Raw genomic sequence first — 21,922 nt, forward strand, 5'->3', positions numbered from 1 at the left:
CGGTTAGCAGACCATGAACCGTCACACCATGCTACGCAACCAAACCCCGATTTTCGCCGCGCTGCTGCTGCTCTCCGCCTGCAACAGCGCCCCTTCCGCAACACCGCCGCTGGCCGGCGCCGCGATCGGCGGCGAGTTTACGCTGACGGGCGAGGACGGCAGCGAGGTCAGCTGGAGCGATTTCGACGGGCAGTACCGCACCGTCTATTTCGGCTATACCTATTGCCCCGACGTCTGCCCGGTCGACACCCAGCGCGCGATGGCGGGCCTGAAGGCATTCGAGGAAGCGAACCCCGCGCTAGGAGCGCAGATCCAGCCGCTGTTCATCAGCGTCGATCCCGGCCGCGACAACCCCGCCACGCTCACCGAGTTCACCGACAATTTCCACCCGCGCCTGATCGGGCTGACGGGCACGAAGGAGCAACTCGACGCGGTCACCGGGGCCTTCGCCGCGACCTATACGATCGAGGATCCGTCCGATGGCGGCGGCTATCTCGTCGGCCATACCAACATCACCTATCTGTTCGGGCCGGATGGAGAGCCGCTGGCCATGCTGCCCACCGATGAAGGCCCCGCCGCAGTGGCGGCGGAACTGGAAAAATGGGTGCGCTGAGAGAGCGTTTCTGGGAGCGGCCACTGGCCGATCTCTCCACCGAAGAATGGGAAGCGCTGTGCGACGGCTGCGGGCGCTGCTGCCTGCACAAGGTCGAATATGAAGACACGGGCGAGATCGAGCACACCAATGTGGCGTGCAAGCTGCTCGACCCGCAATCAGCCCAGTGCACCGACTACAAGCATCGCAAGGCCTTCGTCCCCGATTGCCTGCGGCTGACGCTCAAGATCGTCGAAGACGTGAGCTGGCTGCCCGCGACCTGCGCCTATCGCCGCCGCGCCGACGGCCAACCGCTGCCGCGCTGGCATTATTTGCTGACCGGCGACCGCGAGGACGTGGTCCGCGCGGGCGTATCGGTGGCAGGCCGCGTGGTGAGCGAAACCGATGCCGGTCCGCTCGAACACCATGTCGTCGAATGGGACGACGACGACGAGGAAGACGCGGCATGATCGACTGGCTGCGCCGCGAAGCGCTCGAGCCGGTGATCGCGCTGGATGACCGCGAACTGCCGATCGAGATCATCCGCAACCGCCGCGCCCGGCGGCTGACGCTGCGGCTGGTGCCCGATGGCAGCGCGGTGCGGATCACGCTGCCGCACTGGTGCCGCAGCGCCGAGGCGATCGCCTTTGCGCATGCCCGGCGCGAATGGCTGGCGGCGCAGCTGGCCAAGGTGCCCGCGCAGCGTGACCCTGCGCAGGAACGGCGGCTGCACTATCGCGGCGCGGAGATTGCTGTCGACTGGCGCGCGGATGCCCCGCGCAAACCGCAGATAGCGGGCGAAACGCTGACCATCGGCGGCCCCGAGGATACGCTTGGCAAGCGCCTCCAGCGCTGGCTCGAGGGCGAGGCAGTGCGGCTGTTTGCCGCCGATGCCGCCGATTACTGCGCCCGCGGCGATCTCGCGCAGGCCGACGTCAAGCTCACCCGCGCACGGCGGCGTTGGGGGAGCTGTTCGTCCGAAGGCGTGTTGCGGCTCAACTGGCGGCTGGTGCAGGCACCCGACCATGTCCGGCGCTCGGTCGTCGCGCATGAAGTCGCGCATCTGGTCCATTTCGACCATTCGCCCGCCTTCCACGCACTGCTCGACCAGCTCTACGAAGCCAATATCGAACACGCCAATCGCTGGCTCAGCCGCCATGGACGCGAGCTTTACGCAAGCTTCGGCTAGCCAATACTGGCGCGGTTCATCGAAAGCCCCTATCTTGGCGCGCATGCGCTTCACGTCACGCTTCGATCCCCGGGCCGGGGCCGCCGACCTGTGGGAATATATCCGCGAACCGCGGCCCTATCGCTGGCCGATCCTCGCGGTATCGATCGCGATCCCGCTCGCCGGGGTGGCGATGCTGGCGCAGGAATCGCACTTCCGTCCGCCCGATGCACCCAAGGTCAACTTCATCTCGACCTTCGCCGAAGGGCGCAGCGACGAGGAAATCCGCCAGTCGAACATCGTAAACCAGGAGCGCAAGGAAGCGCGCGAAGCCGAACGCGAAGAACTGCGGGCGCGCAAGGTCGAGGCCTATAAGGCGCTCGGCCGCGCAACCGGGCTCGATGTCGATGAAATGGAGCGGCAGGCACAGATCGAAAGCGCCCGCGAACAGGCCATCGCCGAAGCGCGGCGGCGCGAACGCTATCAGGCAGGCCCGGCAGTTGACCTCAGCGGCGACTGACGCGCGCTGGCTCGATGCGGCAGCACGGCTGGCGGGTCGCTCGCGTCCGGTCAGCTATCCCAATCCCGGCGTGGGCTGCATCCTCGTCAAGAACGGCCGCGTAGTCGGACGCGGCTGGACCCATGCGGGTGGCCGCCCGCATGCAGAGGCCGCCGCGCTCGACCAGGCGGGTGAGGCCGCGCGCGGCGCCACCGCCTATGTCACGCTGGAACCCTGTGCACACCGCTCGCCGCGCGGCCCCGCCTGCAGCGATTTGCTGATCGAGGCCGGTGTCGCGCGCGTGGTAGCCGGGGTCGAGGACCCCGATCCGCGCACCGCCGGCGATGGGCTGGCGCGCTTGCGCAAGGCGGGGATCGAGGCGGCCCTCCGCCCCTCCCCCGCAGCCGAAGCCAGCCTGGCGGGCTATCTCACGCGGGTCCATCACGACCGGCCCCATGTGACGATGAAGATCGCCATGTCGCTCGATGGCTGTATCGCCATGGCCAGTGGCGAAAGCCAGTGGATCACCGGCGATGCCGCACGCGCGCATGTCCATTCGCGCCGCGCACAGGCCGATGCGATCCTTGTCGGCGGGGGGACATGGCGCGCAGACCGGCCCGGCCTCGATGTGCGGCTGCCCGGGCTCGAAACCCGCAGCCCGCAGCGGGTCGTGCTCACCCGCGGGGTCGCCCCCGACGGGGTCAAGGTCATCAATACGCCCGCGCAGGTCGCGGGGCTCGAGGCGCTCTATCTCTATGTCGAGGCGGGCGCGAATATCGCCGCCAGCTTCCTTACCGCCGATCTGGTCGACCGGCTCGAGATTTACCGCGCCCCGATCGTCATCGGCGGCGGACGCGGCGCAGTCGCCGACCTCGGGCTCGACAGCCTCGCTGCAGCGCATGGCCGGTGGCAGCTTACCGAAAGCCGCCAGCTTGGCAGCGACAGCTTCGCCGCCTACAGCCGCCTGCGGTAATCAGGAGCACACATGTTCACCGGGATCGTCACCGCCATCGGCACCATCAGCGAAGTCGCGGACAAGGGCGATTTGCGCGTCACCATTGCCTGCCCGTGGGACCCGGCGGGGATCGACATCGGCGCCTCGATCGCCTGTTCGGGCGTCTGCCTGACGGTGGTCGAGAAGGGCGGACAGGAAGGCGATGCGTGGTTCGCAGTCGACGTCTCGGGCGAGACGGTCAGCCGCACTGCGCAGGACCAATGGCACGCTGATCGCCGGCTCAATCTCGAACCCGCGCTGCGCCTGGGCGACGAACTGGGCGGGCATCTCGTCACCGGACATGTCGATGCGGTCGGACGGGTGGCGCTGGCAGAGGATATCGGCGGCTCGACCCGGCTGGAAATCCTCGCAGGCGCGGATATTGCCCCTTTCGTCGCTGAAAAAGGCTCGATCACCGTCGATGGCGTTTCGTTGACGGTCAATACGGTCGAGGACGAACCCAGCGGCGAGGTCCGCTTCGCGCTCAACATCATCCCGCATACGGGCGAGGTGACCACGCTGGGCGATTTGTCCGAAGGCGATACGGTCAATCTGGAGATCGACGTGCTCGCACGCTATCTCAAGCGGATGCAGAGCCTCGCCGGCTGACAGGCGCGGCGATACCCCCAGTGCTTTCGATCAAGCGATCGCGCCCGATGCTGTGGCTGGTGCTGGCATTGCCCGCGCTGTGGATCGGGCTGCGCTGGTCGATCACGCCCGATGCATATGGCTATGGCCATGCAATCGGAGACAGCGGCGACTGGGCGGCATGGCTGCTGATGGCGACGCTCGCGGTTACGCCACTGCGGCTGGCGTTCCGGCGGAGCGGCTGGAGCCTGTGGCTGATGCGCCGGCGGCGCGATATCGGGGTGGCCAGCTTCGCCTATGCGGCGCTGCACACCGCGATCTATCTCGTGCGCAAGGGTTCGCCCGAATATGTGCTCGCCGAATTCACCACCCCCTACATGCTCGCAGGCTGGGCGGCGCTGGCGCTGTTTGTGCCGCTGGCGATCACCTCGAACGACATCGCGGTGCGGCTGCTCAAGCGCGGCTGGAAGCGCCTGCACCGGCTGGTCTATCCGGCGGCGATCCTCACCTTCCTCCACTGGGTGTTATCGGCCTTCGATCCGACCACGGCCTGGATCCATGTGGGGGTCCTGGCCGCGATCGAGATCGTCAGGATTACGCTACAGCGCGCTCAGAGAGTGACGTAGTTCTTGAACCGTTCGACTTCGGCTTCGTCGACATACTTGCCGATCTCGCGATCGAACACGTCCATGTCGGCATAGGGACGGTATTCTTCGAATTCATGGACCATCTTGTCGGTCATGCCGGGAATGAGGCGAATTTCTTCCTCGGTGCCGCTGTTGAGGTTCACCGGCACGAAGACATTGGTGAGAACGGCGGCGGCTTCCTCGGCGCTCAGCGTTTCGAGCAGCGTGGCGTTGAAGTCGGTCACGCTGGCATAGGGCTGGCCGGCCATGATCGCGGCAGCCAGTTCCTCGCTCACGCCTTCCACGCCGACAAGCTGTTCGGCAGTGGCGGTGCTGGCATCCAGCACGGCGCCGGTTTCGGCGGCTGCGGCGTCGTCGACGGTTTCGACTTCGGCAGTGTCGACCGGCTCGGCCGTTTCGTCGGCAGCGCCCGAACAGGCGGCGAGAGTGAGCGTGGTGCCCGAAAGGGCGGCGGCAAGTACCAGCTTACGCATAGGGTGATTCCTCCTTTTGAGAAGCGCTCGCAATAACCGTGCTATCGGCGAATGGAAAGCGAAGCGTGCCGATTTTCCTACTCGGGCGAATTCTGCTCGAACCCGCAGGATGCCGACACCGTTCGCCTCTGCCGTTTTGCCCGTTTCGCAGGTTCGGCCGCAGCCCCGCGTTATCTTCGCCTGGACCGTGTAACATGCGGTCCATGTGACAGGACTTGCCCGCGGCAATCCTACACATGTCCTACATCAGCTCAGCGGGCCCTGCATGAAGCCTTCGCGGTCGATCTCGTAGACCAGATGCACCACGCGCTTGCCCTGGTACTTTTCCAGTTCGTAGCGGTCGGTGCGCACCGCGCCGATGGCTTCCAGCGCATTGCGCGAGCGGTAATTGGTATCGCCAACGCGGAACTCGACCAGCGCGACATGCTCGAAGGCATATTCCAGCATCGCGCGCTTCATCTCGGGATTGATACCCTTGCCCCACCAGCGCGGCGCGAGGAAGGTCCAGCCGATCTCGACCACCCCGCCCTCGTCCGCATCGTATTTGTCGAAGCGGGTGGAACCGAGCACGCGATCATCGCGCTTGTCGACCACCGCCAGCGCGCCGCCGCTCGCCAGTCCTTCGCCGAAAAAGGCGTCGAACACTTCGCGCCGCCAGCGATCGTGGATCGGGTGCTGTTCCCAGACCGCGGGATCGGAAGCGACTTCGTACAGCGCCTCGCGGTCGGCCTCGGCAAGCGGACGCAGGACCAGCCGCTCGGTTTCGAGAGTCGGCTGGCGGTCCATTTACGCGTTCGTGACTTGCGCCAGCGCGGCGATGAACCGGGGCGTATTGCCCTCGTGCAGCCCGGCCACATTGATGCGGCCCGAACCGGCCATGTAGATGCCGTGATCCTCGCGCAATTGCGCAATCTGCTCGCGCGACAGGGGGAGCATGGCGAACAGGCCGTTCTGGTGGCCCAGCGCCGCAAGGTTGAGGCTTGGTGCCTCGCTATCCGCTGCGGCCAGCCGCTCGCGGACGCGGCGCATGCGCGCGCGCATTTCGCCCAGTTCGTCGAGCCACTGCCTGGTCAGTTCCTCGTCGCGCAGCACCGTGCGCACCGCCGCACCGCCGTGATCGGGCGGCATCGACCAGTTGGCCCGCGCCAGCGCATTGGCGTTGGATACGATCGCCGGCAGGTCGGCAGCGCTGCGCGCGATCATGTAAAACGCACCCACGCGGTCGCGGTAGAGCCCGAAATTCTTGTCACAGCTATAGGCGACGAGCGCCTCGGGCACCTTGGCGAGCACCTGGCGCACGCCCGCGATGTCTTCCTCCAGCCCCTGGCCCAGCCCATGATAGGCGACATCGAGGATCGGCAGGATACCGCTTTCGACAAAGGCGTCGGCGATCCGGCCCCATTGCTCCTGCGTGTAATCGACCCCCGTAGGGTTGTGGCAGCAGCCATGCAGCAGGATCGCATCGGTCGCGCGGGCATTGGCTATCGCGTCGAGCAGCGCGTCGATATCGGCGGTGCCATCGGCATTGGCGTGATGGAAAGTGGTGGTTTCGACCCCGACATCCTGCAGGATCTGCGCATGGTTGGGCCAGCTAGGCACACCGAGATGGATCCGCGTTACGCCTGCTGCCTTGGCCAGCGCCACCGCCAGCCGCACCGCGCCGGTGCCGCCCGGGGTCTGCATGCCCTCGAGCCGGCCGCCCATCGTGGCGTCCTTCCCGAAGATATACGGCTTGAGCGCATCGACGAAGCCGGTGTCGCCCTCTGGCCCCAGATAGCTCTTGGAATCCTGCGTATCGACCAGCCGCTGTTCCGCCGCCTTGATCGAGCGGAAGACGGGCGTCGCGCCGTCATTGGTGCGATAGACGCCCACGCCGAGGTCGACCTTGTCCTCGCGCGGATCCTGCGCATGCATCTTGATAAGCGCGAGCAGCGCGTCGGGAGACTGGGCTTCGAGTTGGTCAAGCATGCCTGCCTCATCGCGCCATATGCCAAGGGCCGCAACAGGAAATCCCGCTACTGCCCGCTGCATGCGCGAATTATGGTTGGGCGATCCGAAGAGCGGCTTGGTCGCCTTCGCTCAGAACGGGAGCCAGCGGTGCTTCTTGGAGAACTTCATATAGCCCGCATTGATGCCGAGCCGCAGCCCCGCGCCCATGCGGATCGGGATCAGCACGACATCGCCCTTGCGCAGGTAACTCGCGGTCAGCCCGCCGATGACATAGGCCTGCCCCTCGCCCGCCGGATAGCGCTCGTACAGTTCCTCGGTGTCGTAGAGGTTGTAGACCAGCACGAAGGTGCTGCCGGCATTCGCCCCGGCGTCGAGACCGATCGAGGGACCCGTCCAGTAGACCGGCAGTTCGCCTTCGATCTTGTGGTAGAGCGTGCCCGAGCCATAGCGCGCGCCGACGATGAAGGCCCCGCCCGCCTCGCGGCCGACGATATAGCCATTGGGTTCGCCCTGCTTGTCCAGCAGGCCGCGGATCATCTTCGCCACGCCTTCGGCGCCCTTGCCGAATACGCCTTCAGCCGCGCCGATCAGGTCATCTTCGCGATAGGTGGTCGAGGGATCGTCGACCACCGCGCCATCGACGGCATCGCTGGCGGCCGCTTCGGCAGCCTGCTCGGACCATTGCGGCTGGCCCGGGTCGCCCGGTACTCCATCAGTCTGGACCGGATCGGTTTGCGCCTCATAGTCCCAGGCCGTTTCATCCGTCCCGTCGGTGGATGGGGGCGGCGCATAGCTGGGCGTGGTCTCGGGCTCGCCATAGACCGGCTGGTCACCCGGCTGCTCGACCAGATCGCCATCGATCGCGCTGTCGGGGTCGATCGTTTCGACCTGCGCGGCGAGCGGGCTCGCCGCCATGCCGATGGCCGCGAGTGCCATGCCAAGGCGCGGCAATATGCGTATAGATTTCATCATCGATCCCTCCGTGTCGGCGGCGCGTGCGCAGACAGCTGCGCGGTGAGAAGAATCCTCTTAGAGCGGCGCGGCAATGAAACGGCGATGAACCGAATCGGAAATGCGGCGAACCGAGTCGTGGGAGGGGTTGGGCCGTTGTCTGCACCGGCATGCAAAACTCCGCTTGAAGGCCCGCAAAGCCATGGCTATAGCGCGCCCCTCGCAGCGGGCATGCCCGATCCTGCGATGTGCGGAGACGTGGGTGAGTGGCTGAAACCAGCTCCCTGCTAAGGAGCCATACCTGGTAACGGGTATCGAGGGTTCGAATCCCTCCGTCTCCGCCACCGATAATTTCTATTATATTTCACATACCTACCGATGCTCAGCCGTGGCAGGTGGCCTAACAAGTATTTGAATATGCGTTGTGTAAAGCAGCCTAGACACCATGATTCGGGGCTTTGATGATGCCCCGTCGAGAGTGTACTTTGTACTCGCGAATGTCGTTGCGGTGCCTATGACTTCCCCGGCAATCCGATGAGGGGAATCCGGGCAGTGTCCGCTCAAGTTGGTATCGCGGCCCTGCGCGACGACGCCCTCCGACCGCGATTACACTGGCCATGGCTAAAACCAATGCCAAAAGTGGTGGAGTTGGAGGTCCACTTCGCGCCCCAATTTCGGATGCGGCGATAGCTAGCAGTTACTCCCAAAAGCAGACAATCAGAGTGCCTGCGAACAGTTTGGTGCATGCTCTTCCCGTTAAGCCGGCTCGCTCTTTTGCGCTAGCGTCTGCGAGCTGCTCATGGCCGCAAAATAATCCCTAGTCTTCCGAACGCCTAGGCCGAAAGGTAACTCGACAATAAGAGAAGCATCGCGAAGCCACAGGCGAATGCGGGGCTTGAAACGCGGCGGGGCGCACCTGACTGGTCTGCTTCGGGTACGATTTCCTCAATCGTTGCGGTCAGCAGGAGACCGGCGAGAAACGCAAGGGTGATGCCGGTCGCGAAATCTCCCGCGTTCTTCAGCGTAAAATATCCGATTACAGCGCCGAGAAGTGGCAAGAGAGGGTAAGCCGATAGCATCACGAGCCGTTGGTTTCGCGGTATGGCCGTAGCCCTAAAATTGGCGGCAATGGCAAAGCCGCCGGGAAGGTTACCGATGACCTGCGACAGCGCCAACAATATGCCGAGACTTGCCGCGACCGCCGCGCCGCTGCCGGTCATCAGCCCATCGGTCAGCAAGTCGGCGCCAACTGCCACATATGCTCCGACCGTGGTGGCGCGCATTCCTCTGCTCGGGAGGCTCGCACTGATAACCCGAGACAAACGGGCAATGCCTAGAGAGGCAAGGGATCCACAAACGAGCCCGATTGCGAGCGACCACATCTCGATCCGCTCGATTGCGCGGGGTACCAGTTCTACCGCGGCGACCGCAGTGGCAAGCCCCGCTGCGGCGTGCATCGCTCCACCGACAAGCCAGGGAGGCGGCTTGCGCCATTCGGCCAAACCGACGCCGATCAGACTGCCAAGCGCGGGCAGTAGTGCTAGCAGCAGGACGGTAGCTAAATTGATCGCTTCATCGCTTTCCGTCCCGCCTATCGCGCGAAAGAGCTACCCCCTTGTGATCGTACCACCCGACGAAACTCATGCCGGTGACGAGCAATATCGGTCTATCGGTGATGGACCACGCCGCCAAGCGAACTAACTCGTGGCTGAAGGCATAGACGACGACCGTCTTTCCTGAGATTTTGGGGACACCTCCCGAGGCAAGCTTCGGGGCGACCAGTTTAGCGGGACAACCCGCCAGACGGTATTCGACACATCGTCTGCAACATAAAGGGCGCCGTGCGCCGCATCATAGGTTACGCCCACTGGACGTCCTCGCGCTTGGCCGTCCTTGAGGAAACCGGTGAGAAGGTCGATGGGTTCACCATTTGGCCGACCGTTGCGGAAAGGCACGAAAACGACTTTGTAGCCCGATGGATCGCTGCGGTTCCAGCTTCCGTGCATACCGATAAAGGCTCCTTCGCCGAACCGGCTGCCCATTCTGGCATCGCTGGTAAAATCGAGACCGAGTGTGGCGACGTGAGAGCCGAGGGCGTAGTCGGGCACGACGGCCTTCCTCACAAGATCAGGGCGTGCGGGCTTGATTCTCGGATCAACATTCTGTCCGAAATAGCTGTAAGGCCAGCCATAGAAGGCGCCGTCGCGGACCGACGCCAGGTAATCGGGGACCAGTTGCGGCCCCAGTTCGTCACGCTCATTGACGACCGCCCAGAGCTGATCGTTCCACGGGTCGAAGGCCAGGGCAGTGGGGTTGCGCAGCCCGGAAGCGAAAATGCGGCTTGCTCCGGTTTCGCGATCGATCTCCCAAACCACGGCGCGGTTTTCTTCGACATCCATGCCACGCTCGCCGACATTGCTGTTCGAGCCGATACCGACATAGAGTTTCGATCCGTCGGGACTGACGGTCATCGACTTGGTCCAGTGGTGGTTGATCTTCGCCGGAAGCTTGGTGAGCTCGGTGCCCGGCCCGGCGATACTTGTGGCCCCTTCGGTATATTCGAAGCTGACCAGATTATCCTGATTGGCGACGTATAAAGTTCCATCCACGAAGGCTAGGCCGTAGGGTGCATTGAGATCGTCGATGAAAGTGGTCTGGAGATCGGTCTGTCCGTCTCCGTCCTGATCGCGCAGCAGGGTGATCCGGTCTCCGCCTTCGACCGGGCTCTTGCCGCGGTTCTTAATGAAGCCGGCGATGACGTCTTTGGGCCTCAGCTTCGGCGCGTTGCCACCCGAGCCTTCGGCAACCAGCAAGTCCCCATTGGGCAGGACAAGCATCTGCCGCGGGATCTTGAGGTCCTGCGCGATAGCCGTGACGGCGTAGCCTTCGGGTACGGTCGGCAGTTCATCGCCCCACGCTTCCGGTGTGGGAATCTCCATCGCGGGGACGAGCGCATCGCTCTGTTCGGGAAGATTGGGTCGCTCACCGGTCTGGTCGAGATCGGGATCGCTGCTAACCTGGCAGGCGGCAAGCGCGATGGTTAGCGGAATTATGAGATGGGCGAGGCGGTTCATTTCCGTTTCTCCACCGTATACCTGCCATAGGCGATAGAGGCCGCAATCAAGGCGAGGACCGAGCACGAAATCGACAGGACGAGGCCCAGCGTTTCGACCGAATGCCAGCCGTCGCGCGCATGCTGGAAAGCGTTGAGAACGCCGAACGCGAACATCGCGGCGACGATAGCGAGGTAAAAGTTTCCACCCCCCTTTGCATGTGGTGCACGCTCGAAAAACAGACCGATCAACGCCCAGGCGAGTAAGAGTCCGGCGAAAAGATCCGCGCCTACAATCAGCCACGAGGAGAAGTTCGCCCACTGGATTTCGGCCGTATTGAGATAGGTGATGTCGGTCAGCAGAGCGGAAGGATAAAGCGCCACTGGAAAGGCCAGCAGGATGGCGTGCAACGGATTGGCGAAAGAACGGGACTGCGTGACTGGGCGGTCCATGCGGGCAATCTCCTATACCGGGTTTGACTCCAAACTAACCAATAATGGCCGGGAAAGTGCCGAAGAAGATTGCTGCCCCCGCGAGGCCAAGCGCGCCAAGACTGAGCGGTGAGCGTGGACCGGGCAGCCTCCGGAACTGTAACAGCAATGCGACAACCGCGATGAGGCCCGCGATTATCGCGATGAGCCGTGCGATCCCGCTTTCGGGAAAGACAAGCACCCCGCCGTAGCTGACGGCGAAATGCGCCGTCCAGATGAGAAAGGCGATCAGCAAGATGCGATAGACCGGCGGCCGGTCGATCCGGTCGTCATTCTCGTTTTTCCGGAATTCAGGCACCGGGGAACACCCGCGGTAAGAGAGTGAAAACCATGCCCTGCAGCGCGCAGAAGATGATGAAGCGCGCGACGATGTCCATGGTCACGTTGGTCGGCGTAGTCATAATCCCGCGGGCCTCACGAAACGCGAGATAGACTGCCATGATGACGGCAACTGCTACCACCTGTCCCTGCAGCACTGAGAGCATGAAAACGGTCGCGCCCATGCCATTGGCGGTGGGTTCGAGACCTGTCGCGAGCCAGCCGGTTACATCGAGATATAGCGCGCCTACCAGCAGGGCCGCAGCCAGCGCTTCGAACATCCAAGGCAGGTCTTCGGCAAGCCGCCCCTCTTTCGTGGCGAGAAATCGTCGCCCGCCCCAGGCTGCAAGCAGGGCCAAGGCTTCGATCCCCCCGATCAATGCGGTTTCGCCGAGCGGCGGTGGTGCGCTCCAGACCTCGGGATTGATCCCGTAAAGATAGAGATAGGCAAACACGGCCATGAAACCGATCATGCCGATCACAATCATCAGCGTGTTGAGTGCCCACCAGCCGTGGCTTTTCGGGCCCGTTATCGCGATCGGCACTTCGATGCCTGCGCCGATATCGGCGGCTTCCTGTTTGATCGGGCGGTCGGTTTCCCATAGCCACCGCAGCGTACTCAGCACCGCCACGATTCCGCAGAAGATGGCGAAAGCATAGCCCTGAACCGTCAGCGAAAGGAAGAACAGCGCGGTGAAGATTGCTGCAGCCACGGGCCAGGGCGACGGGCCGGGCATGAGCTGGACATATTGCGGTTCGGCCATCACCGGCGAGGTGATTAATGTCTCGCGCTGACCGGATACCGAGTTCGGAAGGAAATAGCGCCCTTCTTCAACTTCCCTCGAAATTTCCGGTCGGTCCCATAGAGGCTCACGCGAAGTGACGAGCGGTATAGAACGGGTCGAAAACAGACCGGTCGGCAGCCATTCCAGCGTCCCGCCCCCGTAAAGGTTGCCCGCATCGTCATGCACCGTGAAGCGGAACCGCCGCGCGAGATCGAACAGGAACAGCAATATCCCTGCGGCCATGATGAAGGCGCCGACGGTCGACACCAGATTGAGCAGGTCCAGTTCGCGCCCAGGCAGATAGGTATAGACCCGGCGCGGCATGCCCATCAGCCCTGTCAGGTGCATCGGGAAAAACGTGACATGAAGGCCGGCGAACATCAGCCCGAAGACCCATTTGCCCACTCGCTCGGACAGCGCCTTGCTGCTGGTCATGCCGTGCCAGTGATAAAAGGCGGCGAACATCGGGAAGACCATGCCGCCCATGAGCACGTAATGAAGATGAGCGACAATGAAATAGGTGTCGTGCGCCTGCCAGTCGAACGGCACCATCCCCACCATGACACCGGTCAGGCCGCCCATAGTGAAGATCACCACGCTGCCGACGACGAAGAGAGCGGGCGTGGTCCATTTGATCTTGCCGCTGGCGAGCGTCGCGATCCAGCAGAACACCTGAATTCCCGCGGGCAGGCTGACCGCCATGCTCGCTGCGGAGAAATAGCCCGCCGACACGCGCGGCATGTCGGTGGTGAACATGTGGTGTGCCCAGACGCCGAAACTGATGAAACCGGTCGCGACAAGCGCCAGCACGTTGAGACGGTAACCGACCAGCGGGACCTTTGCGACCGCAGCCACCATCATGCTCATCAATCCGGCCGCGGGAATGAAGATGATGTAGACCTCCGGATGGCCGAAGAACCAGAACAGGTGCTGCCACAGCATCGGATCGCCGCCGCGCAGGGCATCGAAGAATGGCCAGTTGAACGCGCGTTCGATCTCCAGCAGCATCGTGCACAGGATCACGCTGGGAAAAGCGACGACGATCATCACCGCGAAGACCAGCATGGCCCAGGCGAACATCGGCATCTTGTCGAGAGTCATCCCCGGCGCGCGGGTGCGCAGCACGCCGACGATGATCTCGATCGCTCCGGCAATGGCGGAAATCTCGATGAAACCTATGCCGAGCAGCCAGAAGTCGGTGTTGATGCCGGGGCTGAAGGCGATGCTTGTCAGCGGGGGGTACATGAACCAGCCGCCATCGGGGGCGAGCCCGACGAATAGCGAGAGGAAGAACATCGTCCCGCCGAAGAAATAAGCCCAAAAAGCGAAGGCTGACAGCCTGGGAAATGGCAGGTCACGCGCCGCGAGCATCTGTGGCAGCAGCATGATCCCGATCGCTTCCACCATTGGCACGGCGAACAAGAACATCATCACCGTTCCGTGCATGGTGAAAAACTGGTTGTACGTGTCGACGCCGAGGAAATCCTGCATCGGTGCAGCCAGCTGTATCCGCATGCCCAGCGCCAGGATGCCGGCGGCAAGGAAGAACCCGAAAGCGGTGACGACGTACCAGAAACCGACATAATTGTTGTTGACCGCAGTCAGCCGCGCCCACCCCTTGGGCGCGCGCCAGATGCGGTTCAGTTCCTCAACCTCGCTGTCGGGGCGCTTGGCGGTGGGGAAGCGCCCATACAGCGCATGATCGAAACCCGTCTCGGATTTCATTTCTGCTGCTCAAGCCAGATTGCGATGGCCTCAAGTTCATCTGCATTGAGCATGTCGTAGCTCGGCATGCGATTGCCGGGCTTGAGCGATTGGCTGTCGCCGATCCAACCGATGAGGGTGCCGCGATTGTTGGGTAATATGCCGGCGCCCAGCGTCCGGCGCGATCCGACATGGGTAAGGTCCGGGCCGGCGAGGCCATTCGCTTCGGTCCCGGCTACTCGGTGGCAGGCTGCGCACCCCGATTGCATAAAGAGTTCCCGCCCTGACACTTCACCGGGGATCGCATCAGGGCGGGCAATCGGACGTTCCTCCGCTGATCGCGGCGAACCGCGCGAGGTTGCCGCAGTCGGTGGCTCATTCTGCATCGTTATGCCTGAACCGAGCCTGGCAAGTCCCGCAGTCCGCTGGGCATACCAATCGCGAAAATCGCCGTCCTCGTGGGCGACGGCGACAAACCCCATCAGCGCATGTTGCCTCCCGCAATATTCGGCACAGACCCCGCCGAACTCGCCCGTGCGGTCGGCTTCGATCCGCAGAAAGGTGCGGCGGCCGGGGATCATGTCCTTCTTGCCGGAAAGGTGCGGCACCCAGAAGCTGTGGATCACATCAGCGGATTCGAGTTCGAGTACCACCGGCTGTCCGACCGGAATGTGGATCTCGTTCGCATCCTCCATCACGACCGCGCCCGAAGAATCTAGGTACTGAACCCGGAACCACCACATCTCCCCCGTCACGCGAATGCGCATCTCGTCGCCGCGTATCGGCTCGGTCAGACTGGCGGTGAGGGTAAGTCCCCAAACCAGTAGCGCGGTCAAGACAATGCCCGGAAAGGCAACCCCGCCGAGCCAGATCGCGCGTTCGCCTCCAAGCTCCGCTTTCCACCTGCCGGGCCCCTTGATCGCGATCCACAGCGCGACAATCACCACCAGTGTGACAAATGCACCCAGTCCAAACAGCGACCAGGCCAGCGTCGTGACCTTGCCCGAATAGGGACCTGCCGGATCGAGTACCGGGGGTGGCCAATCCCACAAAGTGTCAATCATGGTCGAGCCCGTAGAGATAGGCTGCAATATCTGCCGCTTCATCTTCGCTAACAGGCATCGACGGCATAGAGGACCCCTCTTTTACAGCGGGTGCATCGCGAACAAAAGCCGCCAGAATGTCGGGTCGATTGGGCAATTGGCCTGCGATCAAGCCGACATCGTCGAAGCCTTCGAGCGAGGGTCCAAGCCGCCCTGACGGCCAGTCTAGTCCCGGAATTTCGTGGCAGGAACCGCATCCCGCGCGCTCGATTGCGGCTAGTCCGCGGTTTTCGGCACCGCTCGCAGGCTCGCGCCGCGTCTCTACCGGATCCTTGCAAGCGACAAGCGGAGCACCGACGAGCGCCATGGCGGTCATGGTGACTTTCCGGGTCCATTGACGATTTTCCACACTCCCCATTCCCATGGGAACCGAACAATTGCACGCATCGTTCCCGCCAGACGATGCTTTTCCGCCAAGCCCCGTCAGCAATAGCCATGTCTATGTCGCTAGTTTCCTGCAGTCCCGCGCCGGTCGAAAATCCGCTCGATGACACGGGCGAGTTGATTGCATTATCGGGAGGGAATGCGGGCCCGCAGGCAGCTTGCCATACCTGCCACGGGCTGAACGGAGGCGGCGACGGAGTACTGGTGCCGCGGATAGCGGGAATGGATTCCGGATATCTGGTGCGTCAACTGGGTTTCTTCGCCGACGGGCAGCGCAGCCATCCTCAAATGTCGTGGCTCGCCGGTCGTCTGGATACCGGCGAGCGGTTAGCTGTCTCGGCCTATTACGCCGCTATGGAAATGCCGACCGACCTTGAAAGCAAGACAGCCTTGGACGCTTCCTGTGACGCCCCCAGTGGCCAGAGGATATATCATAATGGCGCGCCCGAACGCGCTCTCGCGTCGTGCGCGTCCTGTCATGGAACAAACGGCGAGGGTGTCGGTGCCGGGAACCCGTCCCTGCTCGGCCAAAGTGCAGCGTACCATGAAGAGCAATTGCGCCGTTGGCGGAACGGTAAGCGATACGGCGATCCTCTCAATGTCATGCATGAGGCGGCGAGCAAGGTGCGTGAAGACGAGCTCAGTCCGCTCGCGGAGTATATTGCGTATGGTCCGGAGCCGCCTCGTCGTCGCGGATCTCAGGAAGGATGCCTCTGACCGTATTATCGCGGTCCCAAAAATGATGCTTCAATGCCGCGATGATGTGCACCGGCACCAGCAAGGCCAACCCGATAACGCCCAGGACGTGGACGTTCTCCGCCCAATCCAGCACCTGGAATTGCCATGAGGACCTAAGGGAGTGAAACGGCATCGGAGGTATTGCGACCAGTCCGCCGAGCCGCAAGGGTTGCACCGGCTGGATCGCGGACCACATCGCCCATCCGCTCAACGGAAGAAGCGCAAACAGGCCGTAGAAAGAAATTTGGGTGAGATGGGCAGCTCTTTTCTGCCAGCCGGGCCCGTCTGCATCGCTAACCGGATCCGGGACGAACAATCGCCAGCCGAACCTTAGAAGGGCAAGGAAGAGAATGGACAGACCGAGCTCGCTATGCAGTTCATAGGTGGCGAGTTTGTTACCTCCAACCGGGTAGCGCGACATCATCCAGCCGGATCCTAGTTGAAACAGCACCAATCCCGCCATGATCCAGTGAAACCAGACGCCGATGGGCGAATATTTGCCCCCTTCGGTATAGCTGACCGCCCATCTTCGTATGAGGCGATGAAGTCTCACGTGGACGCCCTGCTACCGAGCGAGCGATAGAGTATCGCCAAAGCAGCCATCAGATAAACTAGGCTTGCCGGTGCCCACATAATGATACCCGCAATCTGCTGGTCCTCTAGCGGCGACAAACCCCACTGTTGGGTCGTCAGCCAATGCGGCGCGTAGAAGGCCCGATGCGCAAAAGTGAGCAATGCACCTAGCGCGCCCATCGCGACCATTGTTGCGAGTAATGCTGTCACAGCTGCCGGTACTGGGGATCGGACGATCTTGGCCCACCATGCTGCCGCCGTGGCCACGATACTAGCCTGCATAAGCCAAAACAAAGCATCGTTGTTCATAGCCCCTTCGTACAGGGAGGGCGCATGCCAGAGCCAGAACGTCAGGCCGTGAATAACAGTCCAGAAAGTCAATCCGCCGGAAATCTCCTTTTCCTCGATCCGGAAACTCGCGACGAAGAGCGGGGCGAGTATCGCCGCCAGTATGACGTCATGAGTGATACGCACTGTGAAAAGCGCCGAACCAAGCGCGCAGAAAGGGCTCACATAAAGTACACCAAATACGACCGTCACGGCATATATGGGCCCCTTCCTCAATCGCCCGGGCTTCAGGTGAACGACCGCCGCCAAAGCCAGAAAACACATGAGCAATTCGGGCGCGAAATTCCAGTGCGTCAGCCAACCGCTGGGATTTGGAGCCTTTCCGCAATATGGCAGAAAATCGTACAGCAGTTGTCTCCGGTCAGCTTATGGTCGTGGTACCTGATAAATGCATGGTCACACAGTGAGGTCCTGCAGATTTTTCGACAAGGCCAACGAGCGATGAGCGCCTCGATTGTTATTTCGACGAGGATATGGCCGAGAATGCGGAGAAGAGGCGCGGTTGAGCGCCGCGATCTTCATCCGCTTTGTTACATTGTAACGGTCCGGCCCAATAATGCCTGAATAGCTAAGGCAGTTTTGATCCTGCAGGATTGCCGACCGGATGAGGAACCTAACCTTAAGAATGAAAAGCTAGAGGTCTATAGATTTATATAACAGCGAGCTGACGGTTGGTCAGCGTGCCGTCATATTGACGCTGCAGGCGGACCTTGCGTTCCAGATCGTCGATGATCGCGCCGCTGAAATTCACCCCGCTGAGATCTTCCATGAAACTGATCCCGCCGGGCGTATCCACGTTCAGTTCGATCATCTTGTCGCCCACGATATCGAGCCCGGTCAGATACATCCCGTCGTCGATCAGCTTGGGCCCGACGATTTCGGCGATCGCCAGCGCGTCTTCGTCGGGAGCCATCATTTCAACTCCGCCACCGGCCGAGATGTTCGACCGATGATCCTCGGTCTGGCTAAACCGGCGCAGGCTGGCATAGGTGTCGTCAACCTTGAGCGGGCGCCCGTTCAGCGTGATCATGCGCAGGTCGCCATCCTTGGCCGCGGGAAGGTATTCTTGGACGATGGCATAGCCATCGCGAATGACTGCTTCGGTTATCTGATTGAGATTCTGGCGGTTTTTCTTGTCGAGGAGGAAAACCCCCTGGCCGCCCGAGCCCTGCAAAGGTTTGATCACACCCTTGCCGCCATGGGCATCAAGAAACCGCCTCACCTCTTCGGATTCGCGGGTTATGGTCGTCTCGGGACGCACACTGCCGGGGAAGCCTTGGAAATAGGTCTTGTTGACCGCGTCGGTCAGGTGGCGTGGGTCGTTGAGCACGATCGTTCGCTCGAGCGAGGCAAGTTGCGCGAACAGCAGGCTCGATGACGGAGCCCAGCTGCGCGAGACTAGTTCTTCGGCCGGGTCGCTTCGAAGCATGAGGACATCCCAGTTGCTAAGTGCAATTCTGGTCCGTTCGAGTTCGGTGTCTTGCAGGTGCGCAAGATAGACAGTATCGTCCGCGAACTCGTCGATCTTGCTGAGAATAGCCATGGCGCAAATGCCATCCTCCCAGTCGTAGATGAAATCGCCAAGTCCGATGAGCCCGACCTCGTGCCCCCGCGCCACCGCCTTCCGAGCAAGACGAATGGTCGAGTAATTGTCTTGCTCGGTGGCCACATCATTGACCACGAACGCCAGCTTGATCTTTTCGGCCGTCACCGGGGTCTCTCCTGATAGAGCATCCTGAGCGGTAATTCGCGTGCCTCGGCGAGCCGCTGGCGAGCCGCCGCATCCTCGCCATAGGCGGGGAGCAGTTCGGGCGCGTGAAGAATGCCCTGATTGATCAGCTTTTCCAGACTGGGCAATTGCTTCAATGCAAACTTCCCGAGGAACAGGATCTCGAACTCGTCATCGTGTCTCAGATAAGCGAGGAGCTCTTCTAGCCCCTTGAGATAGAGCGCATCCTTGGTCAGCCCTCCGCCTCGCTTGGCGCGCACCGCGGTGTCGAATGCATCTTTGGACCGGATCCCGTGTTCTTCGACCAGGCACGCGTAGATTTCAGCACCCTTTTCTTCCTCGGCAGCCATGTGCGCGGCAACGACCCGGGCGGCGAGCAGGCGCAAGCGATCGGCGGGGAGGTAGCCGGTGAGATACTCGCTCAGGACTGCAAGCCCTTCCTGCAGGACATCGTAGTCGCACAGCCCGCCTGCCAAGGTGTGCAGCGGCTGCCGCCGTCCGTTGTGGCGCGTAACGACATGGGTACCGATCTCGTGGGCGATCAGCGACTTCACCCGGTGGCGCGAGGTGCGGTAATCGTGCGCGACGTGGAAATCGCCCGCGGAGACGTACATCGAGGTTCCCGGGGTAGGGTCGACCACGACTTCGCAGCGGAAGTCCGGCGCTAGCTTGCGATAGCCAGCGATGGCAGCCTCGGCCGCCTCACAAATTTCGGTGGCCCCGACATCCTCCTCATCCGGCGGGACGATCGGAACGGTTTCGAGCAGGTCGAGCGCGGTCTGGAAAAGCCGCTCGCTGACGTGCCCGAACAGGTCGATGCTCGCCAGGATGAAACCATCCCTGTCGCGCATACGCACCAGTTCGATCTGGCGATCGAGCTCGCGCTGCTTCTCGAGCATGAGCGCCTCGATGAGCGGATTTTCGATCTCGCGGACAGGCAGCGCGAAGAGCTCGCTGCGTAGCACCGGCGCATCCCGGTCGAGCCCTTCGCCATACCGGCTGTCGGGCATGGAGCGGAAAGACGAGGCCTGAAAACCGTCCCAGATCTCGTCGATATTGATCGGGGTCAGCCGCTCCAGCCAGTCGATCTTCCGGTCCATTTCCTCGAGCGCATGATCGACATCGATCGCGGCTTCGCAAAACGCTTCGCCGCCCTCGCTTGGGCGGCTTCTATCCCCGGCGACGCCGGTCATGCTCGCGCTCCCGCTTCGGGCGAGGCTAGACCAGGCGCCGGGTGTGCGGCGAGCCAATCGCGCGCCTCGTCCACCGCCGCCAGAAAGCCCTCGCGCAAATCCTGCAGCGCGAGGATGTCGGCCGAATAGCCCCACTCGTCCATGAATATTTTTTTGTATTCGAGCGTCATCACGCAGGCGGCGTCGCCATATTCGGCATGGAGCCATTCGGGGAAATGCCCGCCATCCTCCCAGCGAACATTGGTACCCACTTCGGGGCTCCGCCCGGTCACCGGACGCGAGCGCAAGGCATCGGCGAACCTGTCGAGAAGCTCCCCGTAAATATCCTTGTGCAGCGTCGTGGCCCCGAGGTCGATATCGGGGCTGCCCTCCGAATCGTCCGGTTTCGCATCGCGCCCTTCTCGCCGGTGATTGTAGCTGTGCACGTCGAGCACGAGGATCCGCCCATGCTCCGCGATCATCGCCTCGACAAGCTCGGCGATCCGATCGTAAAATTCCCGGTGGAGCGCGAGGGAGAGCTCCTTTTCCTTCTTAGGCAGGGCGGGGTCCCAGATACGCAGGCCCCAGGTGTCCTCGGGATCGGTGGTTACCGCACTCTCAGGCGGTCGGTTGAGGTCGAACTCGAACCGCGATCGGTTGGCGCGTATTATGCTATCGCCAGCGGCAAGGAAAAAGTCGGTAAGGGGATCTTCCTCCCGCAGTCGATCGGTCTCTCCGATCTCGAGCCAGGGCCTGAGCGACTTCCGAATTGTATGGCCTGCGTGGATCGCCGCGACGAGCACCGGTCCGGGCTGTGTGACGATATCCCACGGGGCAGTTGTGTTCGACGAAGGGAGTGATGCCTGCTCCATGCGTGCCTAACGGACCTGCGCTCGGGGTGTTCCTACTAGCTGCGCGATCGGTGGGCGAGGACCAAGGACTTACCGACCGTGCATCGCCGCCGAGTCCATAAGCGCGACACAATCGAAAGGCAGAGGGTGCCGTCCTGACGATATGGTGGCAAATTGCCGTTGCAGTGCGGACGCGCCGTCAGGTCATTTGTGACCACGTTCCAAAGCAATCTACCGCTTCTGAACCGGCGTCCGATCAATCCACGAATATCTCATGGCATCAAAGCGAGTTCGGAATTGAGCCGCAACTGACTCGGCGAGGTATTCTATGTGCAATCGTTTCGACGCCTATCGGTCAGTCGACGAATACGCGCACATAAGTCCGACCACAGCGATGCACTCAAACCTGGTTAATCTTTCACGTTTTCGTTTGGCTTACCTATCAGCCAGACCCCCGTTTCGGCGACCAGTTCCATGGAGCAGATAGGGCTTCCATCTTCGTACAGGTCAGCCTTGTTCCCGCGCGCCACCATCTTCGCCTTGTCCAATGCGCCAGCGATTGAAACGCTATCGAAGGCGATTTCTTCACGCAGCGCAGAACGTTTGTCCCAGGAATGCAAGACATAGTGGCTCATTGGTAACCTCACCTTTAAAATTGAATTCTTGTTCCCCGCCCTCGCCGTTTAGACATCCACTTTGCTGAAGATAGTACGCGACATGCTCCCGGCGCGCTGTTGCGATTCGCCTCCGCCGCAAAACCTAGAATATCATTCCCTCTCACAACAACAATGGAAGTGGTTCTCAAACAACC

Annotated in this window: 25 protein-coding genes and 1 tRNA gene; 9 read left to right on the forward strand and 17 right to left on the reverse strand. The window is 62.1% G+C overall.

The genetic code is table 11. The features are described 5' to 3' along the window. The first annotated feature begins 28 nt into the window (after positions 1 to 28). From N6L26_RS08435 to N6L26_RS08465, 7 genes are read left to right on the forward strand one after another with little or no spacing between them, the layout of a single operon-like run. A complete protein-coding gene (locus tag N6L26_RS08435; protein WP_263605153.1) occupies positions 29 to 613 on the forward strand; it encodes an SCO family protein in 585 nt (194 codons plus the stop codon). Beyond that, entirely contained in the window at positions 601 to 1,062 is a 462-nt protein-coding gene (locus N6L26_RS08440) for a YcgN family cysteine cluster protein (protein ID WP_263605154.1), read from the forward strand. The genes N6L26_RS08435 and N6L26_RS08440 overlap by 13 nt, the downstream gene beginning before the upstream one ends. Then, entirely contained in the window at positions 1,059 to 1,781 is a 723-nt protein-coding gene (locus tag N6L26_RS08445) for a M48 family metallopeptidase (RefSeq protein WP_263605155.1), read from the forward strand. The genes N6L26_RS08440 and N6L26_RS08445 overlap by 4 nt, the downstream gene beginning before the upstream one ends. 43 nt (positions 1,782 to 1,824) lie before the next feature. Next, positions 1,825 to 2,280: a hypothetical protein gene (locus N6L26_RS08450; protein ID WP_263607280.1), complete on the forward strand. Its 456-nt coding sequence runs from the start codon at positions 1,825 to 1,827 to the stop codon at positions 2,278 to 2,280. Next, positions 2,261 to 3,232, forward strand: a complete 972-nt coding sequence (gene ribD, locus N6L26_RS08455) for a bifunctional diaminohydroxyphosphoribosylaminopyrimidine deaminase/5-amino-6-(5-phosphoribosylamino)uracil reductase RibD (protein ID WP_263605156.1) — start codon at positions 2,261 to 2,263, stop codon at positions 3,230 to 3,232. Before N6L26_RS08450 ends, ribD begins: the two co-directional genes overlap by 20 nt. Positions 3,233 to 3,244: 12 nt before the next feature. Continuing rightward, positions 3,245 to 3,862: a riboflavin synthase gene (locus N6L26_RS08460; protein WP_263605157.1), complete on the forward strand. Its 618-nt coding sequence runs from the start codon at positions 3,245 to 3,247 to the stop codon at positions 3,860 to 3,862. Positions 3,863 to 3,882: 20 nt separating this feature from the next. After that, positions 3,883 to 4,467, forward strand: coding sequence for a sulfite oxidase heme-binding subunit YedZ (locus tag N6L26_RS08465; RefSeq protein ID WP_263605158.1), 585 nt, complete (start codon positions 3,883 to 3,885; stop codon positions 4,465 to 4,467). Here the strand turns inward: N6L26_RS08465 and N6L26_RS08470 are convergent. The 4 genes from N6L26_RS08470 to N6L26_RS08485 form a co-directional block, all read right to left on the reverse strand. Then, positions 4,452 to 4,961 carry a hypothetical protein gene (locus N6L26_RS08470; RefSeq protein WP_263605159.1) on the reverse strand — a complete coding sequence of 170 codons (510 nt, stop codon included), beginning with the start codon at positions 4,959 to 4,961 and terminating at the stop codon, positions 4,452 to 4,454. The genes N6L26_RS08465 and N6L26_RS08470 overlap by 16 nt on opposite strands. A gap of 246 nt (positions 4,962 to 5,207) precedes the next feature. Continuing rightward, positions 5,208 to 5,747 (reverse strand): GNAT family N-acetyltransferase, encoded by a 540-nt coding sequence (locus tag N6L26_RS08475; protein ID WP_263605160.1) that lies wholly within the window; start codon positions 5,745 to 5,747, stop codon positions 5,208 to 5,210. Beyond that, positions 5,748 to 6,929 carry an aromatic amino acid transaminase gene (locus N6L26_RS08480; RefSeq protein ID WP_263605161.1) on the reverse strand — a complete coding sequence of 394 codons (1,182 nt, stop codon included), beginning with the start codon at positions 6,927 to 6,929 and terminating at the stop codon, positions 5,748 to 5,750. 111 nt (positions 6,930 to 7,040) lie between these two features. After that, entirely contained in the window at positions 7,041 to 7,883 is an 843-nt protein-coding gene (locus N6L26_RS08485) for a DUF1134 domain-containing protein (protein WP_412071321.1), read from the reverse strand. Between the two features lie 231 nt (positions 7,884 to 8,114). On the opposite strand from N6L26_RS08485, the gene N6L26_RS08490 reads away from it, so the two are divergent. Continuing rightward, a tRNA-Ser gene (locus N6L26_RS08490) sits at positions 8,115 to 8,206 on the forward strand. A gap of 489 nt (positions 8,207 to 8,695) precedes the next feature. On the opposite strand, the gene N6L26_RS08495 is transcribed toward N6L26_RS08490, so the two are convergent. The 7 genes from N6L26_RS08495 to N6L26_RS08525 all read right to left on the reverse strand — a co-directional run bounded on the left by N6L26_RS08495 (position 8,696) and on the right by N6L26_RS08525 (position 15,632). Then, entirely contained in the window at positions 8,696 to 9,364 is a 669-nt protein-coding gene (locus N6L26_RS08495) for a ZIP family metal transporter (protein WP_263605163.1), read from the reverse strand. 195 nt (positions 9,365 to 9,559) lie between these two features. Continuing rightward, a complete protein-coding gene (locus N6L26_RS08500) occupies positions 9,560 to 10,936 on the reverse strand; it encodes a PQQ-dependent sugar dehydrogenase (RefSeq protein WP_263605164.1) in 1,377 nt (458 codons plus the stop codon). Next, positions 10,933 to 11,367, reverse strand: coding sequence for a DUF2231 domain-containing protein (locus N6L26_RS08505; RefSeq protein ID WP_263605165.1), 435 nt, complete (start codon positions 11,365 to 11,367; stop codon positions 10,933 to 10,935). Before N6L26_RS08505 ends, N6L26_RS08500 begins: the two co-directional genes overlap by 4 nt. A 34-nt stretch (positions 11,368 to 11,401) precedes the next feature. Beyond that, positions 11,402 to 11,704, reverse strand: a complete 303-nt coding sequence (locus tag N6L26_RS08510; RefSeq protein ID WP_263605166.1) for a hypothetical protein — start codon at positions 11,702 to 11,704, stop codon at positions 11,402 to 11,404. Beyond that, positions 11,697 to 14,234, reverse strand: a complete 2,538-nt coding sequence (locus tag N6L26_RS08515) for a cbb3-type cytochrome c oxidase subunit I (protein ID WP_263605167.1) — start codon at positions 14,232 to 14,234, stop codon at positions 11,697 to 11,699. Before N6L26_RS08515 ends, N6L26_RS08510 begins: the two co-directional genes overlap by 8 nt. Then, complete coding sequence (locus N6L26_RS08520) at positions 14,231 to 15,277, reverse strand: cytochrome c oxidase subunit II (protein WP_263605168.1); 1,047 nt, start codon at positions 15,275 to 15,277, stop codon at positions 14,231 to 14,233. Before N6L26_RS08520 ends, N6L26_RS08515 begins: the two co-directional genes overlap by 4 nt. Beyond that, entirely contained in the window at positions 15,270 to 15,632 is a 363-nt protein-coding gene (locus tag N6L26_RS08525; protein ID WP_263605169.1) for a c-type cytochrome, read from the reverse strand. Before N6L26_RS08525 ends, N6L26_RS08520 begins: the two co-directional genes overlap by 8 nt. 125 nt (positions 15,633 to 15,757) lie before the next feature. Here N6L26_RS08525 and N6L26_RS13290 point away from each other — a divergent pair, with 125 nt between their 5' ends. Further along, the gene (locus N6L26_RS13290) at positions 15,758 to 16,417 is read left to right on the forward strand and encodes a c-type cytochrome (RefSeq protein ID WP_412071322.1); all 660 of its coding nucleotides are present in this window, start codon (positions 15,758 to 15,760) and stop codon (positions 16,415 to 16,417) included. On the opposite strand, the gene N6L26_RS08530 is transcribed toward N6L26_RS13290, so the two are convergent. The 6 genes from N6L26_RS08530 to N6L26_RS08555 form a co-directional block, all read right to left on the reverse strand. Continuing rightward, the gene (locus N6L26_RS08530; protein WP_263605170.1) at positions 16,341 to 16,991 is read right to left on the reverse strand and encodes a cytochrome b; all 651 of its coding nucleotides are present in this window, start codon (positions 16,989 to 16,991) and stop codon (positions 16,341 to 16,343) included. The genes N6L26_RS13290 and N6L26_RS08530 overlap by 77 nt on opposite strands. After that, positions 16,988 to 17,551 carry a cytochrome c oxidase assembly protein gene (locus N6L26_RS08535; protein ID WP_263605171.1) on the reverse strand — a complete coding sequence of 188 codons (564 nt, stop codon included), beginning with the start codon at positions 17,549 to 17,551 and terminating at the stop codon, positions 16,988 to 16,990. Before N6L26_RS08535 ends, N6L26_RS08530 begins: the two co-directional genes overlap by 4 nt. A gap of 457 nt (positions 17,552 to 18,008) precedes the next feature. After that, complete coding sequence (locus N6L26_RS08540; protein ID WP_263605172.1) at positions 18,009 to 19,070, reverse strand: glutathione synthase; 1,062 nt, start codon at positions 19,068 to 19,070, stop codon at positions 18,009 to 18,011. Further along, positions 19,067 to 20,281: a tyrosine/phenylalanine carboxypeptidase domain-containing protein gene (locus N6L26_RS08545; RefSeq protein ID WP_263605173.1), complete on the reverse strand. Its 1,215-nt coding sequence runs from the start codon at positions 20,279 to 20,281 to the stop codon at positions 19,067 to 19,069. Before N6L26_RS08545 ends, N6L26_RS08540 begins: the two co-directional genes overlap by 4 nt. Continuing rightward, a complete protein-coding gene (locus tag N6L26_RS08550) occupies positions 20,278 to 21,132 on the reverse strand; it encodes an N-formylglutamate amidohydrolase (RefSeq protein WP_263605174.1) in 855 nt (284 codons plus the stop codon). The genes N6L26_RS08545 and N6L26_RS08550 overlap by 4 nt, the downstream gene beginning before the upstream one ends. A 389-nt stretch (positions 21,133 to 21,521) precedes the next feature. Further along, positions 21,522 to 21,746: a hypothetical protein gene (locus N6L26_RS08555; protein WP_263605175.1), complete on the reverse strand. Its 225-nt coding sequence runs from the start codon at positions 21,744 to 21,746 to the stop codon at positions 21,522 to 21,524. Between the last annotated feature and the right edge of the window lie 176 nt (positions 21,747 to 21,922).

Origin of the sequence: Qipengyuania sp. SS22 (assembly GCF_025736935.1) — a bacterium.
GTDB lineage: Bacteria > Pseudomonadota > Alphaproteobacteria > Sphingomonadales > Sphingomonadaceae > Qipengyuania.